Below are 24,401 nucleotides of genomic sequence, written 5' to 3'. Positions count from 1 at the left end.
GTTCGCCTCGAGGTCGGGCGCGGAGCTGTTCGTGCACGCGTGCAGCGGGCCTAGGTCGGGCGGAGCCGTTCGTGCACGCGTCGCAGCGGGCCGAGGTCGGGGCGCGGAGCCGTTCGTGCACGCGTCGCAGCGGGCCGAGGTCGGGGCGCGGGGCCATCCGTGCACGAGGTGGTAGCGAGATCACGCGGTGGGCGCGTGGGCTTCGTGTGTCGCGCTCGTAACCCTGCGAGCCGCGGCGGTGGGGGCGTGAGGCTCGCGTGGGGCCGCGAGCCAGCGACGCGGATGCGCGCGGGCGAGCCTGGCCGTTAGGGCAGGTGGGCGTTCGGGCGCGCGGGAGGGGGTGCGCGTCACTTGGCCCGCGGGCCGGTGGGGCTTATACTCGCGGCCCGGCCGGGGAACGAGGGCGAATGCTGATCGTGCAAGGTGTCGCGCTGGCGATGGCGATGGTGACGGCAGACGCGCCCACGGCGTCGGCTTCGTCGAAGGAACAGCGGGTCGCCGCGGCGTACCAGCAGTTCGAGAAGCAGCGGCACGTGGAGGCGGCGCTCGAGTTCGAGGCGCTGTGGCGCGACTTCAAGGAGCCGCGGTTCCTCTTCAACGCGGCGGTGACCCGCTACACGGCCCGCCACTACGCGCACGCGGTGGCGTACCTCAACGAGTACCTGGCGCTGGCCGAGGTGAAGGGGGCGGACCGCGACGAGGCCAAGGCGCAGCTCGAGGTCGCGCGACGCGAGGTGTCGAGCGTGCAGGTCCGCGTGCAAGCCGATGGAGCGGCCGAGGCGCCGAAGGTGACGGCGCGGTGGGTCAGCGAGCTGGCGTCGGATCTGCGGCCGAACCTGCCGGTGCCGGTGTCGCCCAGCGGGGCGGCGCAGAGCGGGGTGATCCAGCTCGACCCGGGGACGTGGGTGCTGCGGGCAGAGGCGCCCGGGGCCGAGCCCGCGGAGACGCAGATCAAGGTGACGGCCGGGGCGCCGCTGACGGCCGAGCTGGCGCTGAAGCCCCTGCCCCCGGAGACAGGTCCCGAAGGACAGCCGACGCCGCAGCCCGACAAGCCGTTCGACGGCCGCAAGGTCGGTCTGGCGACGATCGCGGTCGGCGGCGGGCTGGCGATCGTGGGCGCGGTCATCACCGGGGTGGCGCAAGGCAAGGAGTTCGGGCCGGCGCTGAAGACGGACGCGAGCCAGTGCGCGACGTGGCCCGACCTGCAGACCTGCTCGGCGGAGCTGCGCGCGGGTGCGACGCTGCGCGGGGCCGGAGCAGGGGTGCTGGGCGCGGGCGTGGGCCTGATCGGTAGCGGGGCGGTCTGGTACGCGCGCTCGGAGCGGACGCGGAAGATCGCCTGGTACGTCGAGACGGGCGTCGGCGCGGCGGCGGTGATCGGCGGGATCGTCGGGCTGGTGATCAGCGCGAACAGCTTCAACGAGGTCAACGCGACGACGCCGGCGACTTGGGCCGAGCTGCAGACCGGGGTGAAGGGTCCGGCGACGATCTTCACCGCGACCTCGGCGGTCGCAGGGCTCGGCGCGGGGCTGGTCGCCGGCGCAGGGCTGGGGCTCGGGCTGTCGCGCGGGCGCTCGTCGCAGTACGCGAAGGCGCTGCGGATCGGCGGCGGGCCAGGGCGCGGGGCGCTCGGTCTGACGCTCACCGGACGCTTCTAAAAAGCAGAGTGACGAGCGATGTGTCCTTCGGGACATGTCGCTGGCGAGGGCAGCGGCGGCCAGGGTGCGGAGGCGCTCGGTCGTCGTTTTCGCGACGGGATGCTCGGGTCGTCGTTCAACGAGCGAAGTGTCCTTGGGGACATGTCGCGGACGAGGACGCGGCCGCCAGGGTGCAGAGTCGCTCGGTCGTCGTTCAGCGAGTGAAGTGTCCTTGGGGACATGTCGCTGACGAGGACGCGGCGGCCCGGGTGCGGAGGCGCTCGGTCGTCGTTAGACGAGCGAGGTGTCCTTTGGGACAGGCGCTTGCGGGTGAGCGCGGGGCTGGCGAGCGGCTCGGCGGGTGTTCGATGGCCCGGCGTTCGGAGCATGCCCGATCGCACAGGTTCATGAGGGCATGTTCCGAGGGACATGCCCGGGAGGACAGCCCTATTTAAGTCCCTTGGCCTGGCAGGTGTGGCGGTCGCTGGCGTCGAGCTTGCAGACCAGGGGGGCGTCGCAGGGGCAGTCCTGGCAGCAGGTCTGGCTGCTCTCGCCGCGGGCGGGCTCGCACACGCCGTTGCCGCAGGTCTTGGGGCCCTGGGGCTTTTCGACCTTGGGGATCACGGGGGCGCCTTTGAGGCGGGAGCAGCGGCCGTCGGCGGCGCGGAACTGGCCCGCGGGGCAGGCCTCGGGGGTCGGCTCGATCGGCGGGAGCACCGGGGTCTCGACGGCCGGGCCGCGCTTCTTGAGCTCGCCGCAGTCCTCGGGGCTGTGGTGGGCGGCGGTGTTCTCCTTGCCCTCGCAGCGGCCGTTGCCGGGCCACGGCTTCTTACACCAGGCGTCGGGCGAGTCGTCGGCGAGCTCGGCGTGCAGCTGGTCGAGGTGCTTCTCGAGGTCCTCGAAGTCGGCCTCCGTGAGCTGCTCGAACTTGGCCCAGCGGACGCGGCGGTTGCAGTCGAGGACGAAGGTGACAGGCAGGTTGCCGCGGAACAGCTGGCGCTGGTCTTCGCTCTCGAGCACCTTGACGAACTTCTCGTCGTAGCTGCGGTCGGCCAGCTTGACGGCGGAGGGCGGCATGATGTCGGCGAAGTCCTGGTAGGACTTGCGCGGGTCGGTGTTGTCCTTGAGCTGGACGGGGACGAACTTGACGGCGTCGGCCCACGTCTCGGCCTTGTGGGCGAACATGGCCTTGAAGTCAGGCATCTCGGCCTTGCACGGGCCGCACCAGGTCGCCCACAGGTTGACGACGTGGACCGCCTGCGACGGCAGGACCTCCTGCGCGCCGAAGCGGACCTCGACGGCCGGCTTCCTGGGGTCGCGGATGGCCTCGAGCTTGACCAGCATGGCCGGCGAGATCTGGGTCCCGAACTTGCCGACGTAGCCGCTGCGCGGCTGGTCCTGCGGCGGCGCGACCTCCTCGGGGTCGACGATCAGCGCGGTCTTGGTCTCGAGCACGCGCGTGGTGTCGACGCAGCCCTGCTTCTCGCGCTGCATGACGCGCGCGAGCTGGCGCCGCACGTCGCCCTCCTTGAGCCAGATCAGCAGGGCGAGGCCGCAGGCGAGGGTGGTCAGCAGGACGTTGATGACCGCCCAGCGGACGTACACCCGCGCCTTGGCCCGCGCGGGGTCGGCGTCCTTGAGGTCGAGGCGGGTCGGCTCGGACATGGTCTCTCGGTCAGGTCTTGGGGGCGTTGACCGGGTGGTTGACCGGGGTGTTGACCGGCATGTTGACCGGCTGCTGCGGCGGGCTCGCGGGCGGATTGGCGAGCGCCTCGCTGCAGCACGGGCAGGCCTGCAGCTTGCTCTGCAGCAGGTCGCGGGCCTTGTCGACGCGGATCATGAGCATGACGGCGACCAGCAGGCTGACGCCGGCGATGAAGGTCGTCAGGATGGCGACCAGCTTGTAGGCGAGCAGGGGCGGCGTCGGTGCGCTGGACATGGTGGTTCAGCCGGCGGACTCGTCGAGGATGGTCTTGGGCGGCTTGTACTCGGTGCCGTCGCAGGGGATCGGGACGACGAGGACGACGCGGTTGATGGCGTTGAACAGCTCGGTCCAGTCGCGCGAGCTCTGGTCCTTGAGGTCGATGGCGCCGTCGAGGAGGCTCTGCATGCGCTTCTGGTTGGTGTCGTCCCAGGCGACCACCGGCGACGGGGTCTTGTTGGCGGGCTTGTCCTCGACGTCGAGGTAGCTCTTCTTGAACCGCTCGGGGTTGAGCGGCTTGGCGTCGCGCATGGCGAACGGCTGGATCGGGATCTGCTTGCGATCGGTCTCGGCCAGGCCCTCGTTGACGACCTCGCCGAGGATCTGGGTGACCATGTCCATGCGCCGCACGGCGAGGTCGTGGTTCTGCTGGCGGTCGCCGTCGGGCGAGGCGCGGCCGATCACGAACACCTGCTTGGCCCGGGTCAGCTCGTCCTTGAAGCGGCGGATCTGGGTCTTGTAGTGGTCGCGCACCGTCTTGGTCGGCCAGTTGGTGCCCTTCTTCGGCAGGCCGGTCGGGTAGTGGACCGAGAAGCGGCCAGGGAAGGCGGCGAGGATCAGGTCGAACTGCGGGTCGTCGATCGCCAGCTGCTCCCAGTCCGACGGGGTGCACGAGCGGGTCGAGACCAGGTCGCCGAGGCTCTTGTCGCGGCTGGCACACTTGTTCTGCAGGTTGCGGACGGCCTTGGCCAGCTCCTCGTTGCGGGCGCACTCGAGCGGGGCCCGCTCGAGCTTGCTCGGGTCCTGGCAGCGCATCTGGTGGCACACGAGCGGCATCTCGCAGTCGCAGTCGCGGCAGCTGTCGCCCTCGCCGCAGATGGCGAGGTCGTCGATCGCGGCGCACTTGTCACCCATGCAGTACTGCCCGGGCGGGCACTTGGCGCTGCCCTCGGGCGTGCTGGCGTCGCAGTCGGTCGCGGGCGCGTTGACGGTCGGTGCGCCCTGTTCACCGGCGGCCTGGGCCAGCAGCGGGTCCTCGGTGCGGAACAGCGCCACGTAGGCGATGAGCAGCACCATGAGGGCCATGAAGCCGGTCAGCACCAGCAGGAGCTTGGTCGTCGTGTCGAACTCGGAGGCCATGCGTGCCAGCTCGGGTCAGGGCGTCTTCACCATGCCGCGCACGATGTTGATGATCGCGCGGGCGGTGTAGTCGGACTGCAGGTGGTTGACGGTGTCGAGGCGCGGGGCGCCGTTCTCGATCGGGAACACGTAGCCGGTCGGGACCTTGTAGTCCTGCTCGACGGCGTACTTCTGGTGCGCGGTGATCCGCGTCGGCCCGTCCTTGTCGTTGTTGATGCACTGGAACAGCTCGTTGTCCCGGTCGTCAGGGTCGATCTCGAGGCCGATGTCGACGGCCTTGTTGGCGACCCGCTCGGGGCTGAACAAGGGGCCGCCGCTCGGGTCCGGATCGGCCTGGAGGGCGAACAGGCCGGCGATCATGTCGAAGCCGGCGCCGGGCCGCAGCTTCTCGACGCACTCGGCGGCCTTGGCCGCGAGGCAGGCGCCGCCGTTGAAGGCGTCAGGGTGGTGCTTGGGGTAGCCGGCCGGGAAGGCGTCGGTGTCGCAGGCGGCGCGCGGGGTGTGGAACACGTAGACCCGCGTCGGTACGTCGAGCTCCTTGCTGCGCACGGCCCGGCCGACGTTGCGGAACTCGTTCGAGCAGTGCGGGCAGCTGAGGTCGAGGAACAGGGCGATGCCGACCTTGGGCTCGGCGGCGCCGGTGACGATCACGGTGGCCGGGAGGGCGGTGGTCGGGGCGACACAGCCGGTGTTGGCGTCGACGAACCGACGGGTGGCCTGGAAGCCGAGCGACTGCACGCCGAGGCCGACGACGAACACGACGCCGGCGATGAACACGGCGTCGAGCAGGTCGGCCTGGCGCCGCGTGGTCAGCCGCTTCCACAGGCCGCGCGGGGCGCCGTGGACGGTGAACAGGGCGCTCATCAGCAGTAAGGCGCTGATGACGTAGAGCGACAGGCAGTAGGGGCAGGGCGCCTTGAGGATCAAGAAGGCGTAGCTGCCGTAAACGGCGCTGATGGCGATGTCGAACAGGGCCAGGCCGAGCAGCAGCGGGCGGGCCGCGCCGCGCAGGAAATCGGAGCGGAGGAACAGGCCGCCGGCGATCACCGCGACGACCATGTAGAAGGCCGAGCCCCACAGCGAGATCGGCAGGCCGAACAGGGTCGACCAACTGCTCTGCAGCGCGTCCTCGCAGGACATGCCACCGATCGCGCAGGCGCCCTTGGTCGACGCGCACGGGGTGAAGGTCATGCGAAACTTGAGGACGGTGAGGTAGGCGCCGACGCCGATGCCGAGCAGGCTGAGCAGCAGGGCCGCGCCGGCGCCGAAGCGGGCGATGCCCGGCGGCTTGTCCTGAGATGTCGTGGAGGACATGTCCCGAAGACCTCTAGGGAGTGGGGGTCGACAGCGGCAGCTTCTCGAAGGAGGTCTTGCCGTTGTTGTAGGAGTACGAGAAGGCGCCGCCGCGCGGGCTGGAGTCGAACGGGAACTGCTCGAACAGGCCGCGCACGCAGGTCCGCACCGCGGCGTTGCTCGAGATGACCTTGATCTTGTGCGGCGGCATGCCCGACTTGCGGACCTCGATGGTGAACTTGAGCTTGCCGGTGCTCTGGCCGGCGCCGTCGAGGCAGTTCTGGAGGAACTTGTGCTGGTCGCGCAGCTCCTTCTCGGCGCTGCGGTAGCCGAAGTCGGGGTCGGGCACGCCGGCCGCGGCGGGCTCGGCGGTCTTGGCCAGCTCGGGCGGCTTTGTGTCCTCGGGGACAGGCGTCGGCTCGACCTTGGTCGGTTCCGGCGGCGGGGCCTCGATCTTGGTGTCGGCGATCAGCGGGGCGACTTCGACCTTGGTGTCGGGGACCGTCGGGGTCTCGACCTTGGTGTCCTCGGGGACAGGCGGGACGTTGATCGGCTCGGGCGGCTTTGTGTCCTCGAGGACAGGCGGCGGGTCGTTCGGCGGCGGGTTGACGACCGGCGGCTCCTCGACCTTGGCGGGCTCGGGCTCGGGCAGGTCGGCGGCCGCGGCGGCGGCGACGGCGTCGCCCGGTCCCGGCGTCGGCGCGGCCAGCCAGGAGGCGAGGCCGAACGCCAGCGCGAGCGACAGCAGGGTGCCGCCGCGAGACACGAGGTCCTTGCCGGTGACCGGGCGCGGGGCGTCGGTGTCGTATTGGTGCGAGCGCGACAGCTCGTCGCGCACGACGGGGTCGCTCGAGTGGGTGGCCGACTCGGCGTCGTCGAGGGTCGGCGTGCCGAGCGGGGTGGCGCCCGGCCGCGGGGTGCCCTGCGGCGTGGAGTTCGCCGGCGCGACGGTGCCGATCGGCGTGGTCCCGGGCCGCGAGCGCTCGGGGATCGCCATCAAGAACGGCTGGCTCATGTGCCGCACCATCGGCGCGCCGACCACGGCCTCGAACGACTCGAGCAGCGCCTGGCCGAACTCGTCGGCGCTCTGGTAGCGCTTGGCCGGGTCCTTCTCCAGCGTCTTGAGCAGGATCTGATCGGCGATCTTGGGGATGTTGCGGTCGGGCGCGCGCTGGCTCGGCAGCTCGGGCGCGGTGTGCTTCTGGTGGTAGAGGAGGTCGAGGACGTTCTTGCTCGAGAACGGCGGGGTGCCGGTGATGAGCTTGTAGAGCGTCGCGCCGACGGCGTAGATGTCGGAGCGGGCGTCGGGGGTCGCGTTGGTGGCGATCAGCTCCGGCGCCATGTACTCCGGCGTGCCGAGCAGGACGCCGTCTTGCGTCAGCTCCTGGCCGCTGTTGGTGTCCTTGGCGATGCCGAAGTCGATGAGCTTGACGTGATCGGGGTTGCGATCGAGGGTGACGCGGAAGCAGTTCTGCGGCTTGATGTCGCGGTGGTAGGTGCCCTTGGCGTGGGCCGAGCTGAGGCCGCTGCAGATCTGCATGGCCATGCTCGCCAGGCGGTGCCACGGCAGCGGGCCCTCGCGCTGGAGCATGTGATCGAGGTCCTCGCCCTCGAGGTACTCCATGACGATGTACACCTGCCCCGAGGGGGTCTGGCCGACGTCGTAGGCGCGCACGACGTGGTTGCTCGTAATGTCCATCATGGCCCGCGCCTCGGCGAGGCAGCGCTGCTGCATGTCGGCCTTGCCCGACAGCCGCGGGTCGAGCAGCTTGATCGCCAGCTTGCCGCCGGTGCGGGTGTGGGTGCCGCGATAGACCGTCGACATGCCGCCGGAGCCGAGCGGCTGCTCGAGCTTGTAGCGACCGTCGAGCACCGAGCCGGGGCCGATCGGCGCGGGCGGCTTGGCCGGGGCAGGGCGGGCAGGAGCCGCGCCAGCCGCGGCGGTGCCGGGCCGCGTGGGCGTGGAGGGCCGCGAGGTCGCGGCGCCGGTCGGCGAGGCGGTGCCGGGCCGCGTGGGAGTCGAGGCGACGCCGGGCCGCGTGGGCGTGCCGCCGGCCGGCGCGGCGGTGCCGGGCCGCGTGGGCGTGACGCCAGGCAGCGACCCGGTGCCAGGCCGCGTGGGCGTGCGGGCGGCGGGCGGCTTGCCCGGGGCCGCGGCGTTGCCGGCCTGCGAGGCGGGCGGCTTGCCGGGCGCCCTCATCTCGCCAGCGCTGGCAGGGGCGGCGGGACGGGGCCGCGGCACCGGTTTCGCAGGCGGCCTGGGATCGTTGGGCGGCATATCAGGGGTCTCATCTTACAGGACACTGAGGCGCGACGGCGACAACGCGACGAAGAGTTGTGTGCGCCGCGCCGGCAAGATGTCCGAAGGGCCATGCCGCGCGGCGCGAACACGCCCGCGTGCCGCGTCGCAGGGGCGGGCGCGATCGCGCGAGACGACATGTCTCTCGGGACATGTCAACGCCGGTCCCGGCGATCTGCCGCACCACGGACGGGGACGCGCGGGAACTGGTGGGGGCCGGCCCGAGGGCCGGTCCGCCCGCGCGTGGAGGTGCGCGCCCGCGGACCCGCGCGCCGCGAACCGTTTGCGGCGAGATCCCGGCGTCGCCGCGTCCTCGCGTCATCACGGGTGCGCAGCCGGCGTCTGGTGGATGTCCCGGAGAGCAGGCGCAGACGCTCGCGGCGATGAGTCGCGAGGGGTCGAGCGCTGGCAGAGGACAGGCGCCGCGCGCTTCGTGGAGCGCTCGCGCTTCGATGGTGGCGAGCGTCGCACGCGGTTCAGTGACGCGGATGAAAGCCGTGCGCCGCGCTCGCGCGGCGCTCGATGCGAGGCCGATGAGAGGGTCACGCGGCGGGGCGCGACGCGTGCGACTGGCGAGCGCAGGACCGAGGTCCGCGTTCAGGGGCAGGGGCGCGGCGTACTTCGGCGAGCGCGGGCCTCCGCCGCGAGGCGGGCGGCGACCTCGGAACGCGACATCGCGGATCTGCTTGCCGGGGTGCGCGCGCAGACGGCCACGAGGAGATCGGCCCGGCCGGCGCCGCGAGCGGCGACGGGGAGCGACCTGCTCGCGGGGGCCGTGCATCGCGCGTGACGGCGACGGAGGTGCGTCGTCACCCGCGGGGCGGCCGTGGCGGGCCTTTGGGACATGTCCTCATGGACATGCCCGAAGGTTCATCCGGGGATGGGATCCTCGTCGTCGGGGATCAGGCAGGCCGAGAGCTCGAAGAACATGAACACGAGGGCCTTCTCCTGCGGTGTCAGGCCCTGGGTCTCGCAGCCGGAGGGGAACGGCTCGCCGATCTGGTCGCCGGAGGAGACGTGGATGTCGCTGTCGACCACGCGGCCGCACTGCTGCTCGGAGGGCACGCCGACGGGGGCGTTGAAGGTGAAGTACTGGACCGTGTTCTCGGGCGAGTCGGTGTAGACCCACCGCGTCGAGGTCATGGCGTTGACCGAGTCGACGGTGTACTGCGCCTCCTTGATCTGCATCTCGCCGTGGACGTCGGAGCCGCCGACGTGCAGCATCCAATCGGCCAGCGCCAGGCCCTTGGGGAAGGTGGTGTCGATCTTGCCGGTGACGGGGTTCGGCAGGTCGGGCTCGCTGACGAAATCGGCGGTGCTCGGCCACGGGTCGGGGCCGTCCTCGATCCAGATGTTGTGCCAGTGGGACAGGAAGATCCGCCCGCCGAGGCCGGCGTAGTCGACCAGGTTCTGGCGCATCGCGTTCGACTTGGCGCCGCCGTTCTGCCCGCCCTCGCAGGCCATCAGGACCATGTCGTACTGCTTGTAGGTGTCGAGGCTGCCCCACAGGGTGCTGGCGCCGGAGAAGTCGGCGCCGCGGTTGAGGTCGTCGCTGAAGCGGTCGGCGCCGCCCTGGCCCTCGAACAGGTTGACGCGGCCGCTGCCGGCTTCGGGGGTGAACTCGCCGTCCTCGATGCCGATCTTGCGCAGCAGACACTCGAGCGGGTCGGCGCCGCCAGTGACCATGGCGATCTTGGGGATGTGGCCCTCGCTCTGGTTTTTGGGCAGGCGCGTGAGGTCGTAAGGGGCGAGGTTGTCGCTGCAGGCGACGACCTCGGGCAGGACGACCTCGCGGCGCCACTTGCCCACGCTGACGACGAGCGGGATGTTCTGCCCGGCGGGCACGCCGGCGAGGGTGAACTCGCCCCTGGTGTTGGTGAGGGTGGCGACGATCGGGTCGCCGGGCAGGCCGTCGCCGCAGGTGTCACAGGTGACGCCCTCGACGACCGGATCGAGCGGGGCGGCGGGGACGTAGACGGTGATGTTGTAGAGCGGGAGGGTGCCCTCGGGCGCGAACACGATGCCCGAGACGGTGGTCTTGTTCGGGTCACCGCCGCACGGATCGATCTGGCACTCGAGGCCGATGCACGGCTCGGTGGTCGACGTGCTCGGATCGGTGGCCGTCGGGTCGGTGATGCTGGTCGTCGAGGTCGGCGGGGTGACGGTGGTGCTCGACGTGGTGGTGGTGTCGGTGGGATCGCCGGTGGTGCCGGGGTCGGTGGTGGCGGTCGCGGTGGTGCCGGCGGTCGGGTCGAGGGTGAGGCCGGTCGGGGCGGTCGAGGTCGGGGCAGTGTCAGTGCCGCTGACCTGGGACGAGTCGCCGCAGGCGACGGCCAGCAAGGTGGAAGCGATGCAGGCGGAGGCGATGCGCTCGGCGCGTTTTGCCATGGAACTCTCCTATGCCGGCGAGCCTACGCGATCGGCGGTGGCCTGGGGCTCGGGCTTTCGGGTAGAACGGGAGGCGAAGGATGCGAGCGCTGGCGACGATCGTGGCGATGCTGTGCGGGTGCGCCCGCGGATCGGGGGCTGCGGTCGTCGTACCTCCGCGTCAGCCCCCACCCTCGCGCGCGCCGCTCAGCGAGCGCGGCGATGTCGAGATCGGGCTCGGCGCGGTGACGACCGCGGTGGCGGCGGCGCTGGTCGGGGTCGGCACGTTCGAGGCGGTGCGGGCGGCGCGGGTGCGCGAGGCGTGCAGGTCGGGGGCGATGTCGGAGATCGACGAGACTGTGGTCTGCTCCGGTCCGCTCGGCGGCGACCCGTTCGTCGCGGCGGTGGTGTCGAGCTCGCTGTCGTTCGCGTTCGCGGTGCCGATCGCGGTCGGCGGCGGCTTCCTGCTGCGCCGCGGGATCGTCGCGCGCAAGGCGTGGAAGTCCGGGCAGCCGGGGAACAAGATGTCTCTTCGGCCATGGTCGAACGGACAGACGCACGTCGGGCTGACGTTCGGTCTGAGATTTTAAAAGAGGACGAAGTCGAGGCTCGCGCGCGGCTCGACCTGGTCGAAGGGACAGGCGCTCGCACGGGCCGCGGCCCGCGTGAGGAAGTCAGGGCGCGGAGGCGGGGACGACCGCGAGCGGCGGGGCCTCGGGGTCGGGCGCGGGCTTGGCGGGCTCGGCCGGGACGGCGCCGGGGGGCACGGTGGGGTCGGGCTGCGGGGCCTCGCGGGCGAGCAAGGGGTCGCCGCCGGGGTCGAGCGTGGGCCCGCCGTCGAAGTCGAACATCAGGGCGTCGGCGAGGGCCATGCCCATGCGGGTGTAGCCGCGGCGGTTGAGGTGGAGGTGGTCGGACATCGCCATGGCCGGCTGGGCCGAGGCCCAGTAGGCCATCGAGCCCTCGCCGCCCATGAACTGGACGGTGTCCCAGAAGGCGCAGCCGGCCTCGCTGGCGAGCTCGCGCTGGGCGGCGACGATGTCGGCGACGCGCGGGCGCGGGCCGAGCGAGTTGTCGGGGCGCTTGAGCGGGAAGTCGCCGGGGCCGACGAGCACGCAGCTGGTGTCGGGCGAGGCGCGGCGCAGGCGAGCCAGGACCTCGCGCAGGTTGTTCTTGTAGACGCCGATCGGCTGGTCGTCGTCGACCGACTCGTTGCTGCCGTAGGCGAGGATGACGAGGTCAGGGTCGCGGCGCTTGTAGTTGTCGGCCCAAACGAACTCGTCCCACTTGAGGTGGTTCGAGGCCCGCGTGCCGCCGATGCCGAGCGTGTCGACGACGACGCCCTTGGCCTCGTTCTCGACGGTGACGCCGAACAGGCGCACCTCGCCGTCGCCCATGGGCCGGACCTCGATGGCCTCGGGCGGACCGGGGCGCTCGAAGCTGTGGTAGCCGGGGCCGGCCTGCTTGGCCTTGGTGTCGACGATGAAGGCCTTTTTGCCGGCGAACAGCACCTGGAACTTGCCGCCGCCAGGCTGGCGCAGGAAGAAGAGGTCGTAGCGGCTGACCGCGGGCGGCTCGGCCTTGCGATCGATCGGCGGGTTAAAGGTGACGCGGGTCGTGTCGCGCTTCTTGCTGGCCGAGGCGCTGGCGCCCAGGAGGCCGAAGTAGCCGTCGTCACGCGCCTCCGAGCGCTGGGCGTGCTCGACCTTCCAGCCGCGCGAGCTGTCGATCGTGCAGCCGTAGGGCCGCGAGTATTTGCTCGGCTTGGCGAGCGGATAGAAGCCGAGGCCGCCGTCGCCGAAGCGCTTTTGCAAGTAGGCGCGCAGGTAGGTCGGGTAGATGTCGGCGGCGGTGTGCGAGGCGCCGTAGAGGAGCACGCGGACCTTGCCGTCCTCGTCGAGGCCCTGCTCGAGGCGCCGCAGGGCCTCGTGGAAGTGCCGCAGCGGGTCGTCGGCGCCGCGCTGGAGCAGGATGAACTGGCCGAGGGCGTTGCCGTTGATCGCCGGCGCGAGGCCGATGCCGCCCGCTCCGGTGCCCTCGCTGCCGGGCAAGGCGTCGAGGTTGCCGGCGCCGGCGCCGGGCATGATCGCGGCCTGCAGCTCGGTCCCGGCTGCGACGGGGATCACGGGGAACGGCTGGCCGGCGCTGTCTTCCAGCAAGGCCGCCCGCTCGCCGAGGATCGCCCGCTGAGCCCACAGTCGGGCGTCTCGCGCGGCGTCGGTGAGCGCGGGGGTGGGCCCTGGCGGCGGCGGTACGTGCACCTGCACCGGCTCGGGCGCGCCGCCGGAACCAGGCGCGGGATCGGGAGGGGCGACAGCTTGTGCTTGTTGCGCAGGCCCGGGCGTGACGCATCCGGGGCCGCACGCGAGGCCAAAAGAGGCCCCGACCGCCGCCGTTACGAGCCGTATGTTCACCGGCTTCACCCGGGAACATTGGCCGCTCGCGCGCAGGGAGTCAAATTTGCCGAGGACCGGCGTTCCGAGGCGTCTGGTAAGGCTCTGCGCGCATTCGAGCAGGCGGCCGAGCCGCGTTCCGGGCGGAAAGAACAAGGCTCCTGAAAACGCCGCGCCGCAGGCAGGGCCGCCCGGCGAGTCGGCTGGCAGCGGTCGTGCATGCGGCTGCACAGCGGTCCCGGGATGATGGGCGAAGCCGAGAATTTTGTTGCGCTCCGGACCTGGTCCACGGTTAAAAGGCACGAGGGACCATGTCGGCGACATTTCACAAACCGGGGAGGCGGCCGTGTTGAACCGGTCGTTGCGCTGGTTTGAAGCGTGCGCCGCGTTCGTCGAGTTCCTCTGTGCTGTTTGTCGTGGTCTGCTGACGGGTCCGCGTTACCTGCATGAAACGTTGCGGGTGATGGACCTGCTGATCCGGCGCTGTCTGATCCCGGTCGGGCTCGCGGTCGCGCCGGTGGGCGCCGTGATCTCGCTGCAGGGCGCGGGGCTGTTCCGCATGTTCGGGGCCGAGAGCCTGCTGTCGTCGCTGCTGGCGACGGCGATCTTCCGCGAGTACAGCCCGGCGCTGGCGTCGGTGATGGTGGCGGCGCAGGCGGGCTCGTCGATCGCGGCGCGCATCGGCACGATGAAGGTGCGCGGGCAGATCGACGCGCTGGCGGTGATGTCGGTCGACCCGATCCGCTACGTGGTGGTGCCAGGGCTGATCGCCTGCGTGATCGTGACGCCGCTGCTCAGCGTGCTGACGACGCTGCTCGGGCTGCTGAGCGGGTGGTTCTTCGCGGTGCCGGTGATGGGGGTCGACCACGGGTCGTTCCTCGCCAATCTTTATGCGCAGGTGTCGCTGGTCGACCTGTGGGTCGGGCTCGGCAAGTGCATGGCCTTCGGGACAGCCGTGGGCCTGATCGCGGGCTTCCTCGGGCTGCGCACGTCGGGCGGCGCGGCCGGGGTCGGCAAGGCGGCCAACGACACGGTGACCATGACGATCGTGCTGATCCTCGTGGCGGACTACTTCGTCAGCATGGCGCTTCTAAGGTTGGGGGTGTAGGCGTGGAGTTCCTGCACTTCGTCCGCCGCGCGCTCGTCGCCCAGTTCAGCGGGCTGCCGCCGCGCGACGAGTTCGTGCGCCACGCGCTCGACGCCGGGGTCGGCAGCCTGCCGCTGCTGACGCTGCTGACGATCTTCGCGGGGATGAACCTGTCGGTGCAGGCCTACGGCACGTTCGTCCGCTTCGGCGGGCAGGACCTGCTGGGGCTGTTCTGCGGGGTCGGAGGGATCCGCGAGCTGTACCCGGTGATGGCGGCGGTGATCTGCGGGGCGCGCATCGGCGCGACGCTGGCGGCGAGCCTGGCCAACATGCAGATCAGCGAGCAGGTCGAGGCGCTCGAGGTGATGGCGGTCGACCCGATGCGCCACCTGGTGGCGCCGCGGCTGTGGGCGGTGACGTTGATGCTGCCGCTGCTGTGCGGCTACGCCGACGTGGTCGGCCTGGCGGCCAGCTACTGGGCGGCGGTCGATCAGATGGGGGTCAACGGCGGGACCTTCATGGAGCAGGTCCGCGACATCGTCCACCTCGAGGATCTGGCCGCCGGTGTGTTCAAGGGCGTGGTGTTCGGCTGGCTGGTGGCGCTCGTGTCCTGCTACCACGGCTACCGCGCGCTCAAGCGCGACGGAGCGGAGGGCGTCGGGGTCGCGACCAATCGCGCGATCGTCCACTCGGCGGTGCTGTGCATCGTCCTCAACATGTTCCTTTCGGCGCTGCTGTACGTGAGGTGAGGATGGCCGAGCAAGCGCCAGCGATCACGCTCGAGAGGGTCTGCAAGTCGTTCGGGCCCAACCGCGTGCTGCACGAGGTGTCGCTGGTGCTGCCCGCAGGCAAGATCCTGGTGATGCTCGGGCCGTCGGGCACGGGCAAGTCGGTGCTGCTGCGCTGCCTGGTCGGGCTGATGAAGCCGGACTCGGGCCGGATCTTCATCGAGGGCGAGGACATCACGGCGCTCGACGAGCGCCGCTCGGCCGACCGCGACAAGCTGTTCGCGCTGCGCCGCAAGTTCGGGATGCTGTTCCAGGACGGGGCGCTGTTCGACGACATGTGCGTCGGCGACAACGTGGCGTTCCCGCTGCGGCAGCACGAGAAGATGTCGGAGACGGAGATCGCGCAGCGGGTCAAGGAGTACCTGGACGCGGTCGGGCTGAAGGACGTGCAGCGCAAGATGCCGGCGGAGCTGAGCGGCGGGATGCGCAAGCGGGTGGCGTTCGCCCGGGCGATCGCGCTGCAGCCGAGGATCGTGCTGTGCGACGAGCCGTCGTCGGGCCTCGACCCGGTGATGTCGGCGACGCTCGACGACCTGATCCTCGATCTGCACCGCCGGTACAACATGACGTTCGTGGTCATCAGCCACGACACCGCCGAGGCGCGCACCATCGCCAGCCACATCGGGCTGCTCTACAAGGGTGTGCTGCAGACGTTCGGGACCAAGGAGCAGGTGCTCCGGTCGAACGGCGAGGCCATCAATCAATTTTTCGATCGATCCACGAAGGGGCCGATCCAGGTCCTGTGAGGTGAAGCATGAACACGCGCTACCTAACCCTCGCAATCTTCGTCACGGTGACCCTGGCCGCGCTGGCCGGGCTGGCGTGGACGCTCGGCGCGTTGCCCAAGGCGGGGACCTACTACCGCCTCCACCTCGACGACGCGGGCGGCCTGGTCGAAGGCAACGCGGTCCGCATCGCCGGGGTGCAGATCGGGCAGATCAAGAAGATCGGGATCGACGGCAACAAGGCGCTGCTCGAGCTGCGCATCAACCCGGATGTGCCGATCTTCGCCGAGACTTGCGCGTCGCCGCAGATGAAGGGCCTGCTCGGCGAGAAATTCTTGCACCTGCGCCAGCCCGACAGCGGGACGACGCTGCCGCCCGGGGCGGAGATCCCCTGCGTCGACCCGAGCGTCGACATCGGCGAGGCGCTCAACGCGATGAACGGGGTGGTCGAGGGCGACGAGGCGCTCTACGGCCCCGTGGTCCGCATCGTCAAGCGCTTCGATGCGCTGACAAAGGCGCTCGACGAGGGCGGGCTGCCCAAAGAGCGCCTCGATCGCATGCTCGGCGACGTCGAGACGATGCTCACCACCACGAAGGAGATGCTGGCCGAGAACCGCGAGGACCTGCGCGCGATCGTCAAGGCGACGCGGGCGCACCTCGAGAACCCCAAGATCGGTCGCATGATCGACAACGGCGACGCGGTGCTCGCCGAGCTCCGGCGTGAAGTGCCAGGGCTGATCACCAAGGGCAAGCAACTGTTCGTCGACGGCGACCGCGCGCTGGCCAAGGTCGAGAAGCTCATCGACGCGGTCGATACGAGCAAGGTCGAGTCGATGATGGCCGACGGCAGCGCGGCGGTGAAGAACCTGCGCAAGCTCAGCGAGGAGTTCCAGGGCGTCGGCAAGGCGGTGATGCCGATGCTCAAGGATCTGCAGACGATCGCCCACCGCGCGGCGGCCATCAACGAGACGGTCATCCGCCAATTCTTCCAGGTCGACGGCTTCCGCGTGCGCCTGGCGGTGCCGTTCGGGGTGCGCAAGAAGCTGGAGCAGCTCGAGGAGTAAGCGGGGCGGCTCGCTGTGGGCGGTCGACGGGTCCGAGGACGCGTCGACCGCTCTCGTGCTTTCGGGACATGTTCGAATGGACAGGTCCGCACGAACATGTCCGTAGGGACATGACCTACGGACAGGCTCGGCGCGTCAGCGCGGGCGCAGGTCGGTGCAGGCGGGGCCGGGGCCGAGGCGGCTCAGGGCGGCTTCGACCTCATCGGCGAGCTGCTCCTTGCCTGGGTAGCGGGCCAGGTAGAGCGCGTAGGCGCAGCGGGCCTCGTCGGCGCGCGAGGCGGCCTTGAGGAGGCGGGCCAGGTCGAGCAGGGCGGCGCGGGCCGGGGGGCTGTCCGGGTGGGTGGTGACGAGCAGGTCGAGCACGCGGATGGCGGCGTCGCGGCGGCCGGCGGCCAGCAGGGCGTCGGCGTGGCGGGCGAGGTCGGACGGGCTGGCCTTCGGGTCAGGTGCGTCGTCGAGGCTGGCCTCGGCCGGGGCGACGGCGAGCGGGGTGCGGGCGCCGCCGGGGGCGATCCACGTGGCCACGCCGGTGCGCAGGACGGCCTCGGTGCGGGCGCCGGCGACGACGATGACGACCCGGCCCTGGGCGATCTCGACGGTGCCGCCGGCCGTGTCGACGCGCAGCAGCTCGGGGCCAGCGTGGGCGGCGACGGTGACGTCGTAGCGGCCGTCGCCGAGCTCGACCTGCCACTCGCCGCGAACGCCCGCGGGCGGGCCCTCCTCGGCGACCACGCGCACGGCTTCGGCCAGGACCGGCAGCGGCGCGACGTGGGGTGCCTGCATGCTGTTCGTTGCGACAGGTTCCAAAGTACCTGTCCTGGAGGACATGAACGAAGGGCGGGCCCAGAGCAGCGCCACGGCGGCGGCGACGGCCACGGCGGCGCCGACGACCAGGCGGCGACGGTCGCGGCGGCGGGCCTGGAAGCCGGCGAACACGGCGTCTGAGCTGGCCTTGAGGACAGGTGGTGGCGCGACTCGGGCGGCCTGGACCAGGCGCAGCAGCTCGGGCGAACGGACGGCGGGCTCGCCGGGGGCGGGGCGAAAATCGGGGCTCATTCATCCCTCCAGGGGATCCCCAGGGCGGCGCACAGCATCTGTTCGGCGCGACGGGTGCGGTAAGAGACGGTGCTGATCGGCACGCCGAGCGCGGCCGAGGCCTCGTGCAAATTCATGCCCTCGATCGCGCGGGCGACGAACGACTCGCGCAGCTTGTCGGGCAGCTCGCCGAGCGCGCGATAGAGGTGGTCGCGCTGCTGGCGGGCCTCGAGGTCGGCCTCGGGGGTGGCCACGGGGTCGTCGGCGTGGGCCGAGGCGATGTCCTCGCGGCGACGGCGGCGGCGCTGGGAGTCCCACCAGTTGCGCACGCGGTTGGCGGCGATGGTGTAGAGCCAGGTGCCGAGCTGGGCGTCGCCGCGGAACCGACCGAGGGCCGAGAAGGCGGAGATGAAGACCTCCTGGACCAGGTCGTCGACCGACGACGCGTCGCCGGTCATGCGGAACACCTGGCGGGCGACCCGTTCCTTGTAGGCCTCGAAGATCGCGGCCTGGGCGGCCCTGTCGCCGTCCTGCGCGGCCGCCAGGACGGCGGCGCTCTCCACGTCCCTGACTGCGGCCCGCGAGGTCATGGCCGGCCAGAGTGTAGCGGAGCTGAACACGTAGCTATAGACCGGGTCGGCCGCGACAAATCCAAGGCCGCTCAGCCGAAGACGACGCCGACGACGAGGCCGAGCACCCACTGCGCCGGACCGCGCCGGATCCGCGCCCCGTGGCCTGGCACCGGACGCGGCGGCAGCACGAGATCGACCCCGGTGCGGGCGCCGAGGAACAGGCGCCGACCGCGGTATTGCAGGGTCGCGCCGATCTCCGTCGACGCCATCCAGTCGACGCGGAGATGATCGCGCTCGCGGAGTCGCGAGCGCAGCGCGTGGGCGAGGACATGTCCTCCGAGCCAGATCCGCCGGTCGAGCAGCGAGGCGCCGGCGGCCAGCCCGCCGCCGAAGCGGAGGTGAAACAGGGACACGTCCTCGGGCGCGGCGCCGCCGAGGCCGAGGCTGGCGATCGGTTGCAGGTGATCGCGCAGCAGCCAGGCGCCGCCCATCACGTCGACGCCGCCCTCGGCGAGCTTGGGGCCGGCTTCGACGCGCGGACCGAGGCCGAGCCAGCCCGACGTCGGGGCGCGAGGCGCGGGTGGGGGCGGTGTCGCGGGCTTGCCTCCGCGTGGGGGGGCCGAAGCCTCATCCATGAGCAGGGTGAGGCTGGCGGCGAGCTCGCGGCTGCGGTCTTCGCGGGTGGTGCCGGAGAGGATCAGCCGGCGCGTGCGCGTGGCGCCGTCGGGGCCGCGCAGGCGGACTTCGAGCTCGCGCTCGGTCGGGCCGGGGCGGACGCGGAGCGTCCACGCGTCGAGGTCGTCGCCGACGCGCGCGCGCAGGCCGGCTTCGGTGAGGCGCGGATCGACGGCGTCGGTCTGCAGCTCGAGCGGGGCCGCGGCGAGGGCGAGCCAGGCGACGACCGCGAGCTGAGGCGCGAGGGCCACGGTCCGCAGGAGTGCCAAAATTCGCGGCGTTTGACCAGCGACGCGGCGGTCGCCGGCCCTGCGCGACAGGGCGCGCCGGTGCGAGGCGATTGCTTCGCGCGGCCCGGCGGTGGGGCGACGACCCGGGCGCGCGTCGGGGGCACCGCCGGTCGTCGCAGTGGCGACTCGGGTGCTTCGGGACATCACCGGTCGATGCGGTGACGTAGAGGGTTTCGCCGATCGTGAGATGGCGGCCGTGGACAGCGGTGGGGGCTCGCGGCACGCTCGCCGCGTGCCCGTCGACCGCGACCGCTGGAACGCCTGCCGCTTCGATCCTGCCGCGACGGCGGGACACTACGAGAGCTACTTCCAGCGGGCCAACCACCCGACGCGGCCGCTGGCGTGGTGGATCCGCTACACCATCTTCTGTCCCAAAGGACAGCCGGATCGGGCCGTCGGCGAGCTGTGGTCGATCTGGTTCGACGGCGAGCGCGGCAGCATCGCCGCGGCCAAGCAGGTGGTGCCGTGGCAGCGCTGCGCGTTCGCCCGCGACCGGCTCGACGTGCGCGTCGGCGAGGCCGTGTTGGACGATCGCGGCCTGCGGGGCGCGGTCGTCGGGGCGGCGCATACGTTCGCCTGGGAGCTGGCGTACACCAGCCCCGAGCCGCCGTTGCTGCTGCTGCCGGCCAACCTCTACGCCGGCGGGTTCCCCAAGGCCAAGTCGCTGGTCGGCTCGCCGAACGCGGCCTTCACCGGCACGATCACGGTCGACGGCGAGGCGCACGCGATCGACGGGTGGACCGGCAGTCAGTCGCACAACTGGGGCGCGCGTCACACCGACCGCTACGCGTGGGGCCAGGTGGCCGGTTTCGACGGCGCGCCGGACAGCTTCCTCGAGTGCGCGACGGCGCGGCTGAAGTTCGGGCCGCTGTGGACCCCGCCGATGACGCTGCTGGTGCTGCGGCTCGAGGGCGAGCAGTTCGCGCTCAACTCGCTGTGGCAGGCGGCGCGAGCCCGCGGCGAGGTGGCGCTCGGTGGGTCCGAGTTCACCTGGACGCTGGCGTCGCAGACCCGCGAGGTCGCGGTCGAGGCGCGGATCTCCGCCCCGCGCGCGGCCTTCGTCGGGCTCGCGTACGGCAACCCCCCCGGCGGGGTCAAGACCTGCCTCAACAGCAAGATCGCCCGCTGCGAGCTGCAGGTGCGGCGGCCGGGCAAGCCGACGGTCGCGCTCAGCAGCGATCGCGCGGCGTTCGAGATCCTGACCGACGAGGCCGGGCACGGGGTGCCGGTGGTGGCCTGAGGGACATGTGCGAACGGGCATGTCCGATCGCACATGCGCGAACGGGCATGCTCCGAGGAGCATGCCCGAACGGACAGCGAGCTACTGGGCGCGGGCGGCGGCCCGGCGCGCCATGACCTCGTCCATCTTGGCCGGGTTGAAGATGTTGGCCCGCTTGTGGTGGTTGGCGTGCATGTAGAGGCCGAACAAGACGCGGTTGCCGAGCCAGTAGAGGCCGTGGTCGAGGTTGACGGGCTTGTAGTCGCCGGTCGGCGAGTGGGCGTTGTGGGTGGCCCAGTTGAAGTGGGCGACGTGGACCCAGCCGACGGCCTGGGCCGGCAGCCACAGGAAGAAGAACGCCTCGGGGCCGAGCAGCAGCCAGAACGCGAGGTTGAGCGGGATCATGACCGAGAAGCTGAGCACGCTGCGCAGCTGCTCGCGCCGGCGCATCTCGGGGGTGTCGCCGAACTGGTCGTAGGCCTGGTTCTGCAGCTGCTTCTCGACGTTGACGAGCATCGTCCGGGCGAGGAAGCGCCAGAAGCTCGGCATCACGTGGTGCGGGTCACGCTCGGGGTCGTCGGAGAAGCGGTGGTGCCGCTGGTGGATGATCTCCCACGAGGCGTAGCGGGTGATGACGAGGACGCCGGCGACCTCGCCGATCAGGCGGTTGATCGGGCGCGGGAAGTTGCCGTGGCAGCAGTTGTGGATGAAGACGTTGAGCAGGATGTGGCAGTAGATGACGCCCGGGAGCAGCCCCAGGTACCACCACTGCCACTGGACCAGCGGGGCCTGGCCGGTGGCGAGGATCCAGGCGTCGAGCGCGAGGAAGGCCAGCAGGTAGCCGCCGTCGTAAAGGAAGTAAAACCACGGGTTCCTGCGGTACTGGACCGAGGGCTGCGCGGTGAGCCACGTGGAGAGGTTGGTGGCGATGCCGGTGTGGGCGGTCACGGTGCAGACGGGCGCCGACAGGCGCGGGGCAGGGATATCACGCGCGCAGGGGCGCGTCGAGATTGTCCCCACGCGCGCGGAGATTGAGGCCTTCCGGTCGTCGCAGTATGGTGCCGCGGCGATGGCGTCCCAGGGCGAACTCGCCGGTGCGAAGCCGGCTGCGCACGAGCGCGAGCGCGAGCGCGAGACCTGGCTCGTGCGCCAGCCAGAGGAGTGGCGCCAGGTCGGGATCGTCGGCGCGTACCTCGGGCTGCTGGCGCTGATGTACTTCGTGCCGGCGTGCCGCCACCCGCTGCCGTTCGTGCTGGCGTGCCTGCTGAGCTTCCTCAACGCGGTCGTGATCCACAATCACATGCACCGCGGGATCTTCCACTCGCACCGGCTCAACCTGGTCTGGCGCAGCGTGCTGAGCTTCGGCGTGCTGTACCCGGCCTCGGCCAACGTGCCGGCGCACAACCTGGTGCACCACCACTTCGCCGACGACGGCCAGCCCGACTGGGCCGACCCGTCGCACGTGGCGTTCCGCTGGCACCTGCTCAACCTGATCCACTTCCCCAACATCGCCGGGCCCAACACGTTCGCGGGGGTCGGGCGCTGGGCCAAGGTGACGAAGCAGCAGGGCTTCGTGCGCCAGTACATGACCGAGACGATCGTGGCGTTCGGGCTGACCGGGGCAGCGCTGCTCTACGATTTTTGGGGCGCGCTGCTGTTCATCGTCCTGCCGCAGCTGTACGGGGCGCGCTGCATCCTCCGCATCAACCTGATCCAGCACGACGCGACCGACCCGTCGAGCGAGTGGAACCACTCGCGCAACTTCGTCGGCCGGTGGTTCAACTGGATCATGTGCAACAACGGCTACCACACGATCCACCACAACCGCGCCGGGCTGCACTGGACCGAGCTGGCCGAGGCCCACCGCCGAGAAGTGGCGCCGCGCATCGAGCCGCGCCTCGACGAGCCGAGCATGGTGCTGTACCTGCTGCGCACGTTCTTGCTGCCGCGCCGGCGGCCGTCGGTGCGCGCGCGCGCCGGCGGTGAGGACGAGCAGGCGGCCCGCGGAGAGCGGCGCGCGGCGGCGGAGCAGCAGGCGGCCCGCGAGCAGTCGGGCCCCGAAGGAGCGGCGGCGTGAGCGGGTTCCCGGCCTGGCTGGCGTACGCGGCGCTGGCGATCTTCTGGCTCAACACGCTGCTGATCGCGGCGGCCGGGTGGGGCGAGTGCCGGCGGCTGCTGGGGCGCTGGGGCGCGCAGGCGCGGGTCGGCGTGGTGGTCGAAGGGACAGGTCCCGCAGGACAGGTGGCGATCCACCGGGTGCGCCAGGTCGGCCGCTCGAAGGGCGACGCCGCGATCTGGTTCCACGACCGCGCGTACGAGGGCGAGGTGCTCGGCGGGGTGGTGGCGATCGAGGGCGAGCAGGTCGGGCTGGCCGGCGGGACGGTGTGGGTCGAGCGAGCGCGCCAGCGGGCAGCAGCGGCCTGCCCGGGCCCGGAGGCGTTCGCGGCCGCACGCGCGCCAGCGACCCGCGCGGCCGGGTGGACGCGCGCGGTCGAGGTGTCGATCGGGACCGGCGATCGGGTGTGGCTGTCCCAAGGGCCAGACGGCATGCTGGTCGCCGACGCCGATCCGCGCCGGTGGCGGCGCAAGCTGATGGGGCTGACGGCGGCGCTGGTGGTGGGGCTGCCTGCCGTGGCGGGCTGGTGCACGGCGCTGTGTCTGTGGCCGCCGGTGTTCGGGACGGTGAGCAAGCTGGGCGCGCTGGCGACGGTGGTGGTGTTCAACTTGTTCCAGCTGATGGGCAAGCTGCACCACGAGGCGATCCAGCCGCCAGCGACGCTGGCGCTGCGCGGGGCCTGGCGGGCGCCGGCGTGACAGGTGGGCGCGGCGCGAGGCGTCGAGTAGAGTGAGGCCGATGTCGTTCGGGCGCGCGTCGATCGCGGTGGCAGTGCTGGGCTGTTCGGGTTGTTTTTCACCGGCCGGAGTCGCGGGGAGCGCGACGAGCAGCGAGACGACGACGACGACGGAGAGCACGAGCTCGAGCACGGCGCCGACGACGACGGGGACGACGGGCACGACGGGGACGACGAGCACGACGAGCACGACGAGCACGACGAGCACGACGAGCACGACGGAGTCGGTGACTTCGACGGAGCCGGGGACTTCGACGGAGCCGGTGACTTCGACGGAGCCGGGCACCGATGCGACGACGAGCGACGTGACGACGGTGGTGCCGTCGATGTGCGGCGACGGGATGGTCGATGCGCCGCTCGAGCAGTGCGACGACGGCAACCTGATCAGCGGCGACGGCTGCGACGCGCTGTGCCAGATCGAGCAGGGCCCGAAGGTCGTGCGCTACGTGTTCCTCACGAGCGAGGTGTTCACGGCCCTGCAAGTGGGCAAGCTGACGGCGGCCGACGAGACGTGCACGAAGCTGGCAGGCGGCGCCGGGGCGGTGCCAGAGCTGAAGATGCGCAAGTTCGTGGCGTGGCTGTCGGACGGGGCCGCGAACGCGAGCGACCGCCTCGGCGCGGGCAAGACGCCGTACGTGCGGCCCGACGGGATGCCGGTGGCGCCCGACGCAGATGCGTTGACGATGGGGAGCTTGAAGAACCCGATCAACGTGACGGAGAAGGGGCAGTCGATCCCGTCGTCGATGGAGCCGTGCGCGGTCAGCAGCGACGGGGTGTGGACGGGGACGCTGGTCGACGGGCTGGGCGACGGGGGCGTGTCGTGTGGGGGCTGGCAGTCGGACCAGGGGCAGGGCCTGATCGGGATGTTCGACGCGGTCAACGCGACGTGGACAGCCTGCGCGCCGCGCCACTGCACCGAGGCGTTCCGGCTGTACTGCTTCGAGATCGAGTGATCTTCGCCGAGCCCTCGCTCGCGTGACGGGGCGACGCGGGCAAGACCGACGCGAGCAGGACCGCGATCGGACCCCGCCGCCGGAGCGCGCG

21 protein-coding genes are annotated in these 24,401 nt (G+C 71.4%); 10 read left to right on the top strand and 11 right to left on the bottom strand.

All coding sequences use genetic code 11. From position 1 onward, the window contains the following. Positions 1-407: 407 nt before the first annotated feature. Positions 408-1,658 carry a hypothetical protein gene (locus tag POL25_RS29305; RefSeq protein ID WP_272089542.1) on the top strand — a complete coding sequence of 417 codons (1,251 nt, stop codon included), beginning with the start codon at positions 408-410 and terminating at the stop codon, positions 1,656-1,658. Between the two features lie 426 nt (positions 1,659-2,084). Here the strand turns inward: POL25_RS29305 and POL25_RS29300 are convergent, their stop codons facing one another. From POL25_RS29300 to POL25_RS29275, 6 genes are all read right to left on the bottom strand, one after another. Continuing rightward, a complete protein-coding gene (locus POL25_RS29300) occupies positions 2,085-3,302 on the bottom strand; it encodes a TlpA family protein disulfide reductase (RefSeq protein WP_272089541.1) in 1,218 nt (405 codons plus the stop codon). Positions 3,303-3,312: 10 nt separating this feature from the next. Beyond that, positions 3,313-3,576 (bottom strand): hypothetical protein, encoded by a 264-nt coding sequence (locus tag POL25_RS29295; RefSeq protein ID WP_272089540.1) that lies wholly within the window; start codon positions 3,574-3,576, stop codon positions 3,313-3,315. Positions 3,577-3,582: 6 nt separating this feature from the next. Beyond that, positions 3,583-4,698 (bottom strand): hypothetical protein, encoded by a 1,116-nt coding sequence (locus POL25_RS29290; protein ID WP_272089539.1) that lies wholly within the window; start codon positions 4,696-4,698, stop codon positions 3,583-3,585. Between the two features lie 15 nt (positions 4,699-4,713). Beyond that, the gene (locus POL25_RS29285; protein WP_272089538.1) at positions 4,714-6,012 is read right to left on the bottom strand and encodes a vitamin K epoxide reductase family protein; all 1,299 of its coding nucleotides are present in this window, start codon (positions 6,010-6,012) and stop codon (positions 4,714-4,716) included. Between the two features lie 13 nt (positions 6,013-6,025). After that, complete coding sequence (locus tag POL25_RS29280) at positions 6,026-8,191, bottom strand: serine/threonine-protein kinase (protein ID WP_272089537.1); 2,166 nt, start codon at positions 8,189-8,191, stop codon at positions 6,026-6,028. 969 nt (positions 8,192-9,160) lie between these two features. Continuing rightward, entirely contained in the window at positions 9,161-10,678 is a 1,518-nt protein-coding gene (locus POL25_RS29275) for a carboxypeptidase regulatory-like domain-containing protein (RefSeq protein ID WP_272089536.1), read from the bottom strand. Positions 10,679-10,758: 80 nt separating this feature from the next. On the opposite strand from POL25_RS29275, the gene POL25_RS29270 reads away from it, so the two are divergent. Further along, positions 10,759-11,247 carry a hypothetical protein gene (locus POL25_RS29270; RefSeq protein ID WP_272089535.1) on the top strand — a complete coding sequence of 163 codons (489 nt, stop codon included), beginning with the start codon at positions 10,759-10,761 and terminating at the stop codon, positions 11,245-11,247. Positions 11,248-11,331: 84 nt separating this feature from the next. Here POL25_RS29270 and POL25_RS44565 read toward each other — a convergent pair whose 3' ends face one another. Beyond that, the gene (locus POL25_RS44565) at positions 11,332-12,918 is read right to left on the bottom strand and encodes a GDSL-type esterase/lipase family protein (protein ID WP_272089534.1); all 1,587 of its coding nucleotides are present in this window, start codon (positions 12,916-12,918) and stop codon (positions 11,332-11,334) included. A 478-nt stretch (positions 12,919-13,396) separates the two neighbouring features. Between POL25_RS44565 and POL25_RS29260 the strand changes: the two genes are divergently transcribed. The 4 genes from POL25_RS29260 to POL25_RS29245 are packed head-to-tail and all read left to right on the top strand — an operon-like array spanning position 13,397 to position 16,714. Continuing rightward, a complete protein-coding gene (locus POL25_RS29260) occupies positions 13,397-14,158 on the top strand; it encodes an MlaE family ABC transporter permease (protein WP_272089533.1) in 762 nt (253 codons plus the stop codon). Positions 14,159-14,160: 2 nt separating this feature from the next. Beyond that, a complete protein-coding gene (locus POL25_RS29255; protein WP_272089532.1) occupies positions 14,161-14,886 on the top strand; it encodes an MlaE family ABC transporter permease in 726 nt (241 codons plus the stop codon). A 2-nt stretch (positions 14,887-14,888) separates the two neighbouring features. Beyond that, positions 14,889-15,671, top strand: a complete 783-nt coding sequence (locus POL25_RS29250; RefSeq protein ID WP_272089531.1) for an ABC transporter ATP-binding protein — start codon at positions 14,889-14,891, stop codon at positions 15,669-15,671. A gap of 8 nt (positions 15,672-15,679) precedes the next feature. Next, positions 15,680-16,714, top strand: a complete 1,035-nt coding sequence (locus POL25_RS29245) for an MlaD family protein (protein WP_272089530.1) — start codon at positions 15,680-15,682, stop codon at positions 16,712-16,714. A gap of 135 nt (positions 16,715-16,849) precedes the next feature. Here POL25_RS29245 and POL25_RS29240 read toward each other — a convergent pair whose 3' ends face one another. The 3 genes from POL25_RS29240 to POL25_RS29230 all read right to left on the bottom strand — a co-directional run bounded on the left by POL25_RS29240 (position 16,850) and on the right by POL25_RS29230 (position 19,247). Continuing rightward, positions 16,850-17,770 (bottom strand): tetratricopeptide repeat protein, encoded by a 921-nt coding sequence (locus POL25_RS29240; RefSeq protein ID WP_272089529.1) that lies wholly within the window; start codon positions 17,768-17,770, stop codon positions 16,850-16,852. Continuing rightward, complete coding sequence (locus POL25_RS29235) at positions 17,767-18,339, bottom strand: RNA polymerase sigma factor (RefSeq protein ID WP_272089528.1); 573 nt, start codon at positions 18,337-18,339, stop codon at positions 17,767-17,769. Before POL25_RS29235 ends, POL25_RS29240 begins: the two co-directional genes overlap by 4 nt. 71 nt (positions 18,340-18,410) lie before the next feature. Next, positions 18,411-19,247: a hypothetical protein gene (locus tag POL25_RS29230; protein ID WP_272089527.1), complete on the bottom strand. Its 837-nt coding sequence runs from the start codon at positions 19,245-19,247 to the stop codon at positions 18,411-18,413. A 271-nt stretch (positions 19,248-19,518) separates the two neighbouring features. Here POL25_RS29230 and POL25_RS29225 point away from each other — a divergent pair, with 271 nt between their 5' ends. Next, positions 19,519-20,526 (top strand): hypothetical protein, encoded by a 1,008-nt coding sequence (locus tag POL25_RS29225; protein WP_272089526.1) that lies wholly within the window; start codon positions 19,519-19,521, stop codon positions 20,524-20,526. Between the two features lie 81 nt (positions 20,527-20,607). On the opposite strand, the gene POL25_RS29220 is transcribed toward POL25_RS29225, so the two are convergent. Continuing rightward, on the bottom strand, positions 20,608-21,453 hold the full coding sequence (locus POL25_RS29220; RefSeq protein ID WP_272089525.1) for a fatty acid desaturase family protein: 846 nt from the start codon (positions 21,451-21,453) through the stop codon (positions 20,608-20,610). A gap of 121 nt (positions 21,454-21,574) precedes the next feature. On the opposite strand from POL25_RS29220, the gene POL25_RS29215 reads away from it, so the two are divergent. Genes POL25_RS29215 through POL25_RS29205 form a run of 3 tightly spaced genes read left to right on the top strand, consistent with a single transcriptional unit; the run spans position 21,575 to position 24,310 of the window. Continuing rightward, the gene (locus tag POL25_RS29215; RefSeq protein ID WP_272089524.1) at positions 21,575-22,582 is read left to right on the top strand and encodes a fatty acid desaturase family protein; all 1,008 of its coding nucleotides are present in this window, start codon (positions 21,575-21,577) and stop codon (positions 22,580-22,582) included. Next, positions 22,579-23,319 (top strand): hypothetical protein, encoded by a 741-nt coding sequence (locus POL25_RS29210; protein WP_272089523.1) that lies wholly within the window; start codon positions 22,579-22,581, stop codon positions 23,317-23,319. The genes POL25_RS29215 and POL25_RS29210 overlap by 4 nt, the downstream gene beginning before the upstream one ends. 40 nt (positions 23,320-23,359) lie before the next feature. Beyond that, positions 23,360-24,310 carry a DUF4215 domain-containing protein gene (locus POL25_RS29205; protein ID WP_272089522.1) on the top strand — a complete coding sequence of 317 codons (951 nt, stop codon included), beginning with the start codon at positions 23,360-23,362 and terminating at the stop codon, positions 24,308-24,310. Positions 24,311-24,401 lie beyond the last annotated feature (91 nt).

The sequence above is a fragment of the Nannocystis bainbridge genome, from assembly GCF_028368995.1.
Lineage (GTDB): Bacteria > Myxococcota_A > Polyangia > Nannocystales > Nannocystaceae > Nannocystis > Nannocystis bainbridge.
This window is presented reverse-complemented; position numbering and strand designations above follow the sequence as displayed.

What these genes read in the sequence shown, in the direction of transcription:
- POL25_RS29305 (WP_272089542.1), top strand. Translation starts at nt 408, where the DNA reads ATGCTGATCGTGCAAGGTGTCGCGCTGGCGATGGCGATGGTGACGGCA.
- POL25_RS29300 (WP_272089541.1), bottom strand. Translation starts at nt 3,302, where the DNA reads ATGTCCGAGCCGACCCGCCTCGACCTCAAGGACGCCGACCCCGCGCGG.
- POL25_RS29295 (WP_272089540.1), bottom strand. Translation starts at nt 3,576, where the DNA reads ATGTCCAGCGCACCGACGCCGCCCCTGCTCGCCTACAAGCTGGTCGCC.
- POL25_RS29290 (WP_272089539.1), bottom strand. Translation starts at nt 4,698, where the DNA reads ATGGCCTCCGAGTTCGACACGACGACCAAGCTCCTGCTGGTGCTGACC.
- POL25_RS29285 (WP_272089538.1), bottom strand. Translation starts at nt 6,012, where the DNA reads ATGTCCTCCACGACATCTCAGGACAAGCCGCCGGGCATCGCCCGCTTC.
- POL25_RS29280 (WP_272089537.1), bottom strand. Translation starts at nt 8,191, where the DNA reads ATGAGGGCGCCCGGCAAGCCGCCCGCCTCGCAGGCCGGCAACGCCGCG.
- POL25_RS29275 (WP_272089536.1), bottom strand. Translation starts at nt 10,678, where the DNA reads ATGGCAAAACGCGCCGAGCGCATCGCCTCCGCCTGCATCGCTTCCACC.
- POL25_RS29270 (WP_272089535.1), top strand. Translation starts at nt 10,759, where the DNA reads ATGCGAGCGCTGGCGACGATCGTGGCGATGCTGTGCGGGTGCGCCCGC.
- POL25_RS29250 (WP_272089531.1), top strand. Translation starts at nt 14,889, where the DNA reads ATGGCCGAGCAAGCGCCAGCGATCACGCTCGAGAGGGTCTGCAAGTCG.
- POL25_RS29245 (WP_272089530.1), top strand. Translation starts at nt 15,680, where the DNA reads ATGAACACGCGCTACCTAACCCTCGCAATCTTCGTCACGGTGACCCTG.
- POL25_RS29240 (WP_272089529.1), bottom strand. Translation starts at nt 17,770, where the DNA reads ATGAGCCCCGATTTTCGCCCCGCCCCCGGCGAGCCCGCCGTCCGTTCG.
- POL25_RS29235 (WP_272089528.1), bottom strand. Translation starts at nt 18,339, where the DNA reads ATGACCTCGCGGGCCGCAGTCAGGGACGTGGAGAGCGCCGCCGTCCTG.
- POL25_RS29215 (WP_272089524.1), top strand. Translation starts at nt 21,575, where the DNA reads ATGGCGTCCCAGGGCGAACTCGCCGGTGCGAAGCCGGCTGCGCACGAG.
- POL25_RS29205 (WP_272089522.1), top strand. Translation starts at nt 23,360, where the DNA reads ATGTCGTTCGGGCGCGCGTCGATCGCGGTGGCAGTGCTGGGCTGTTCG.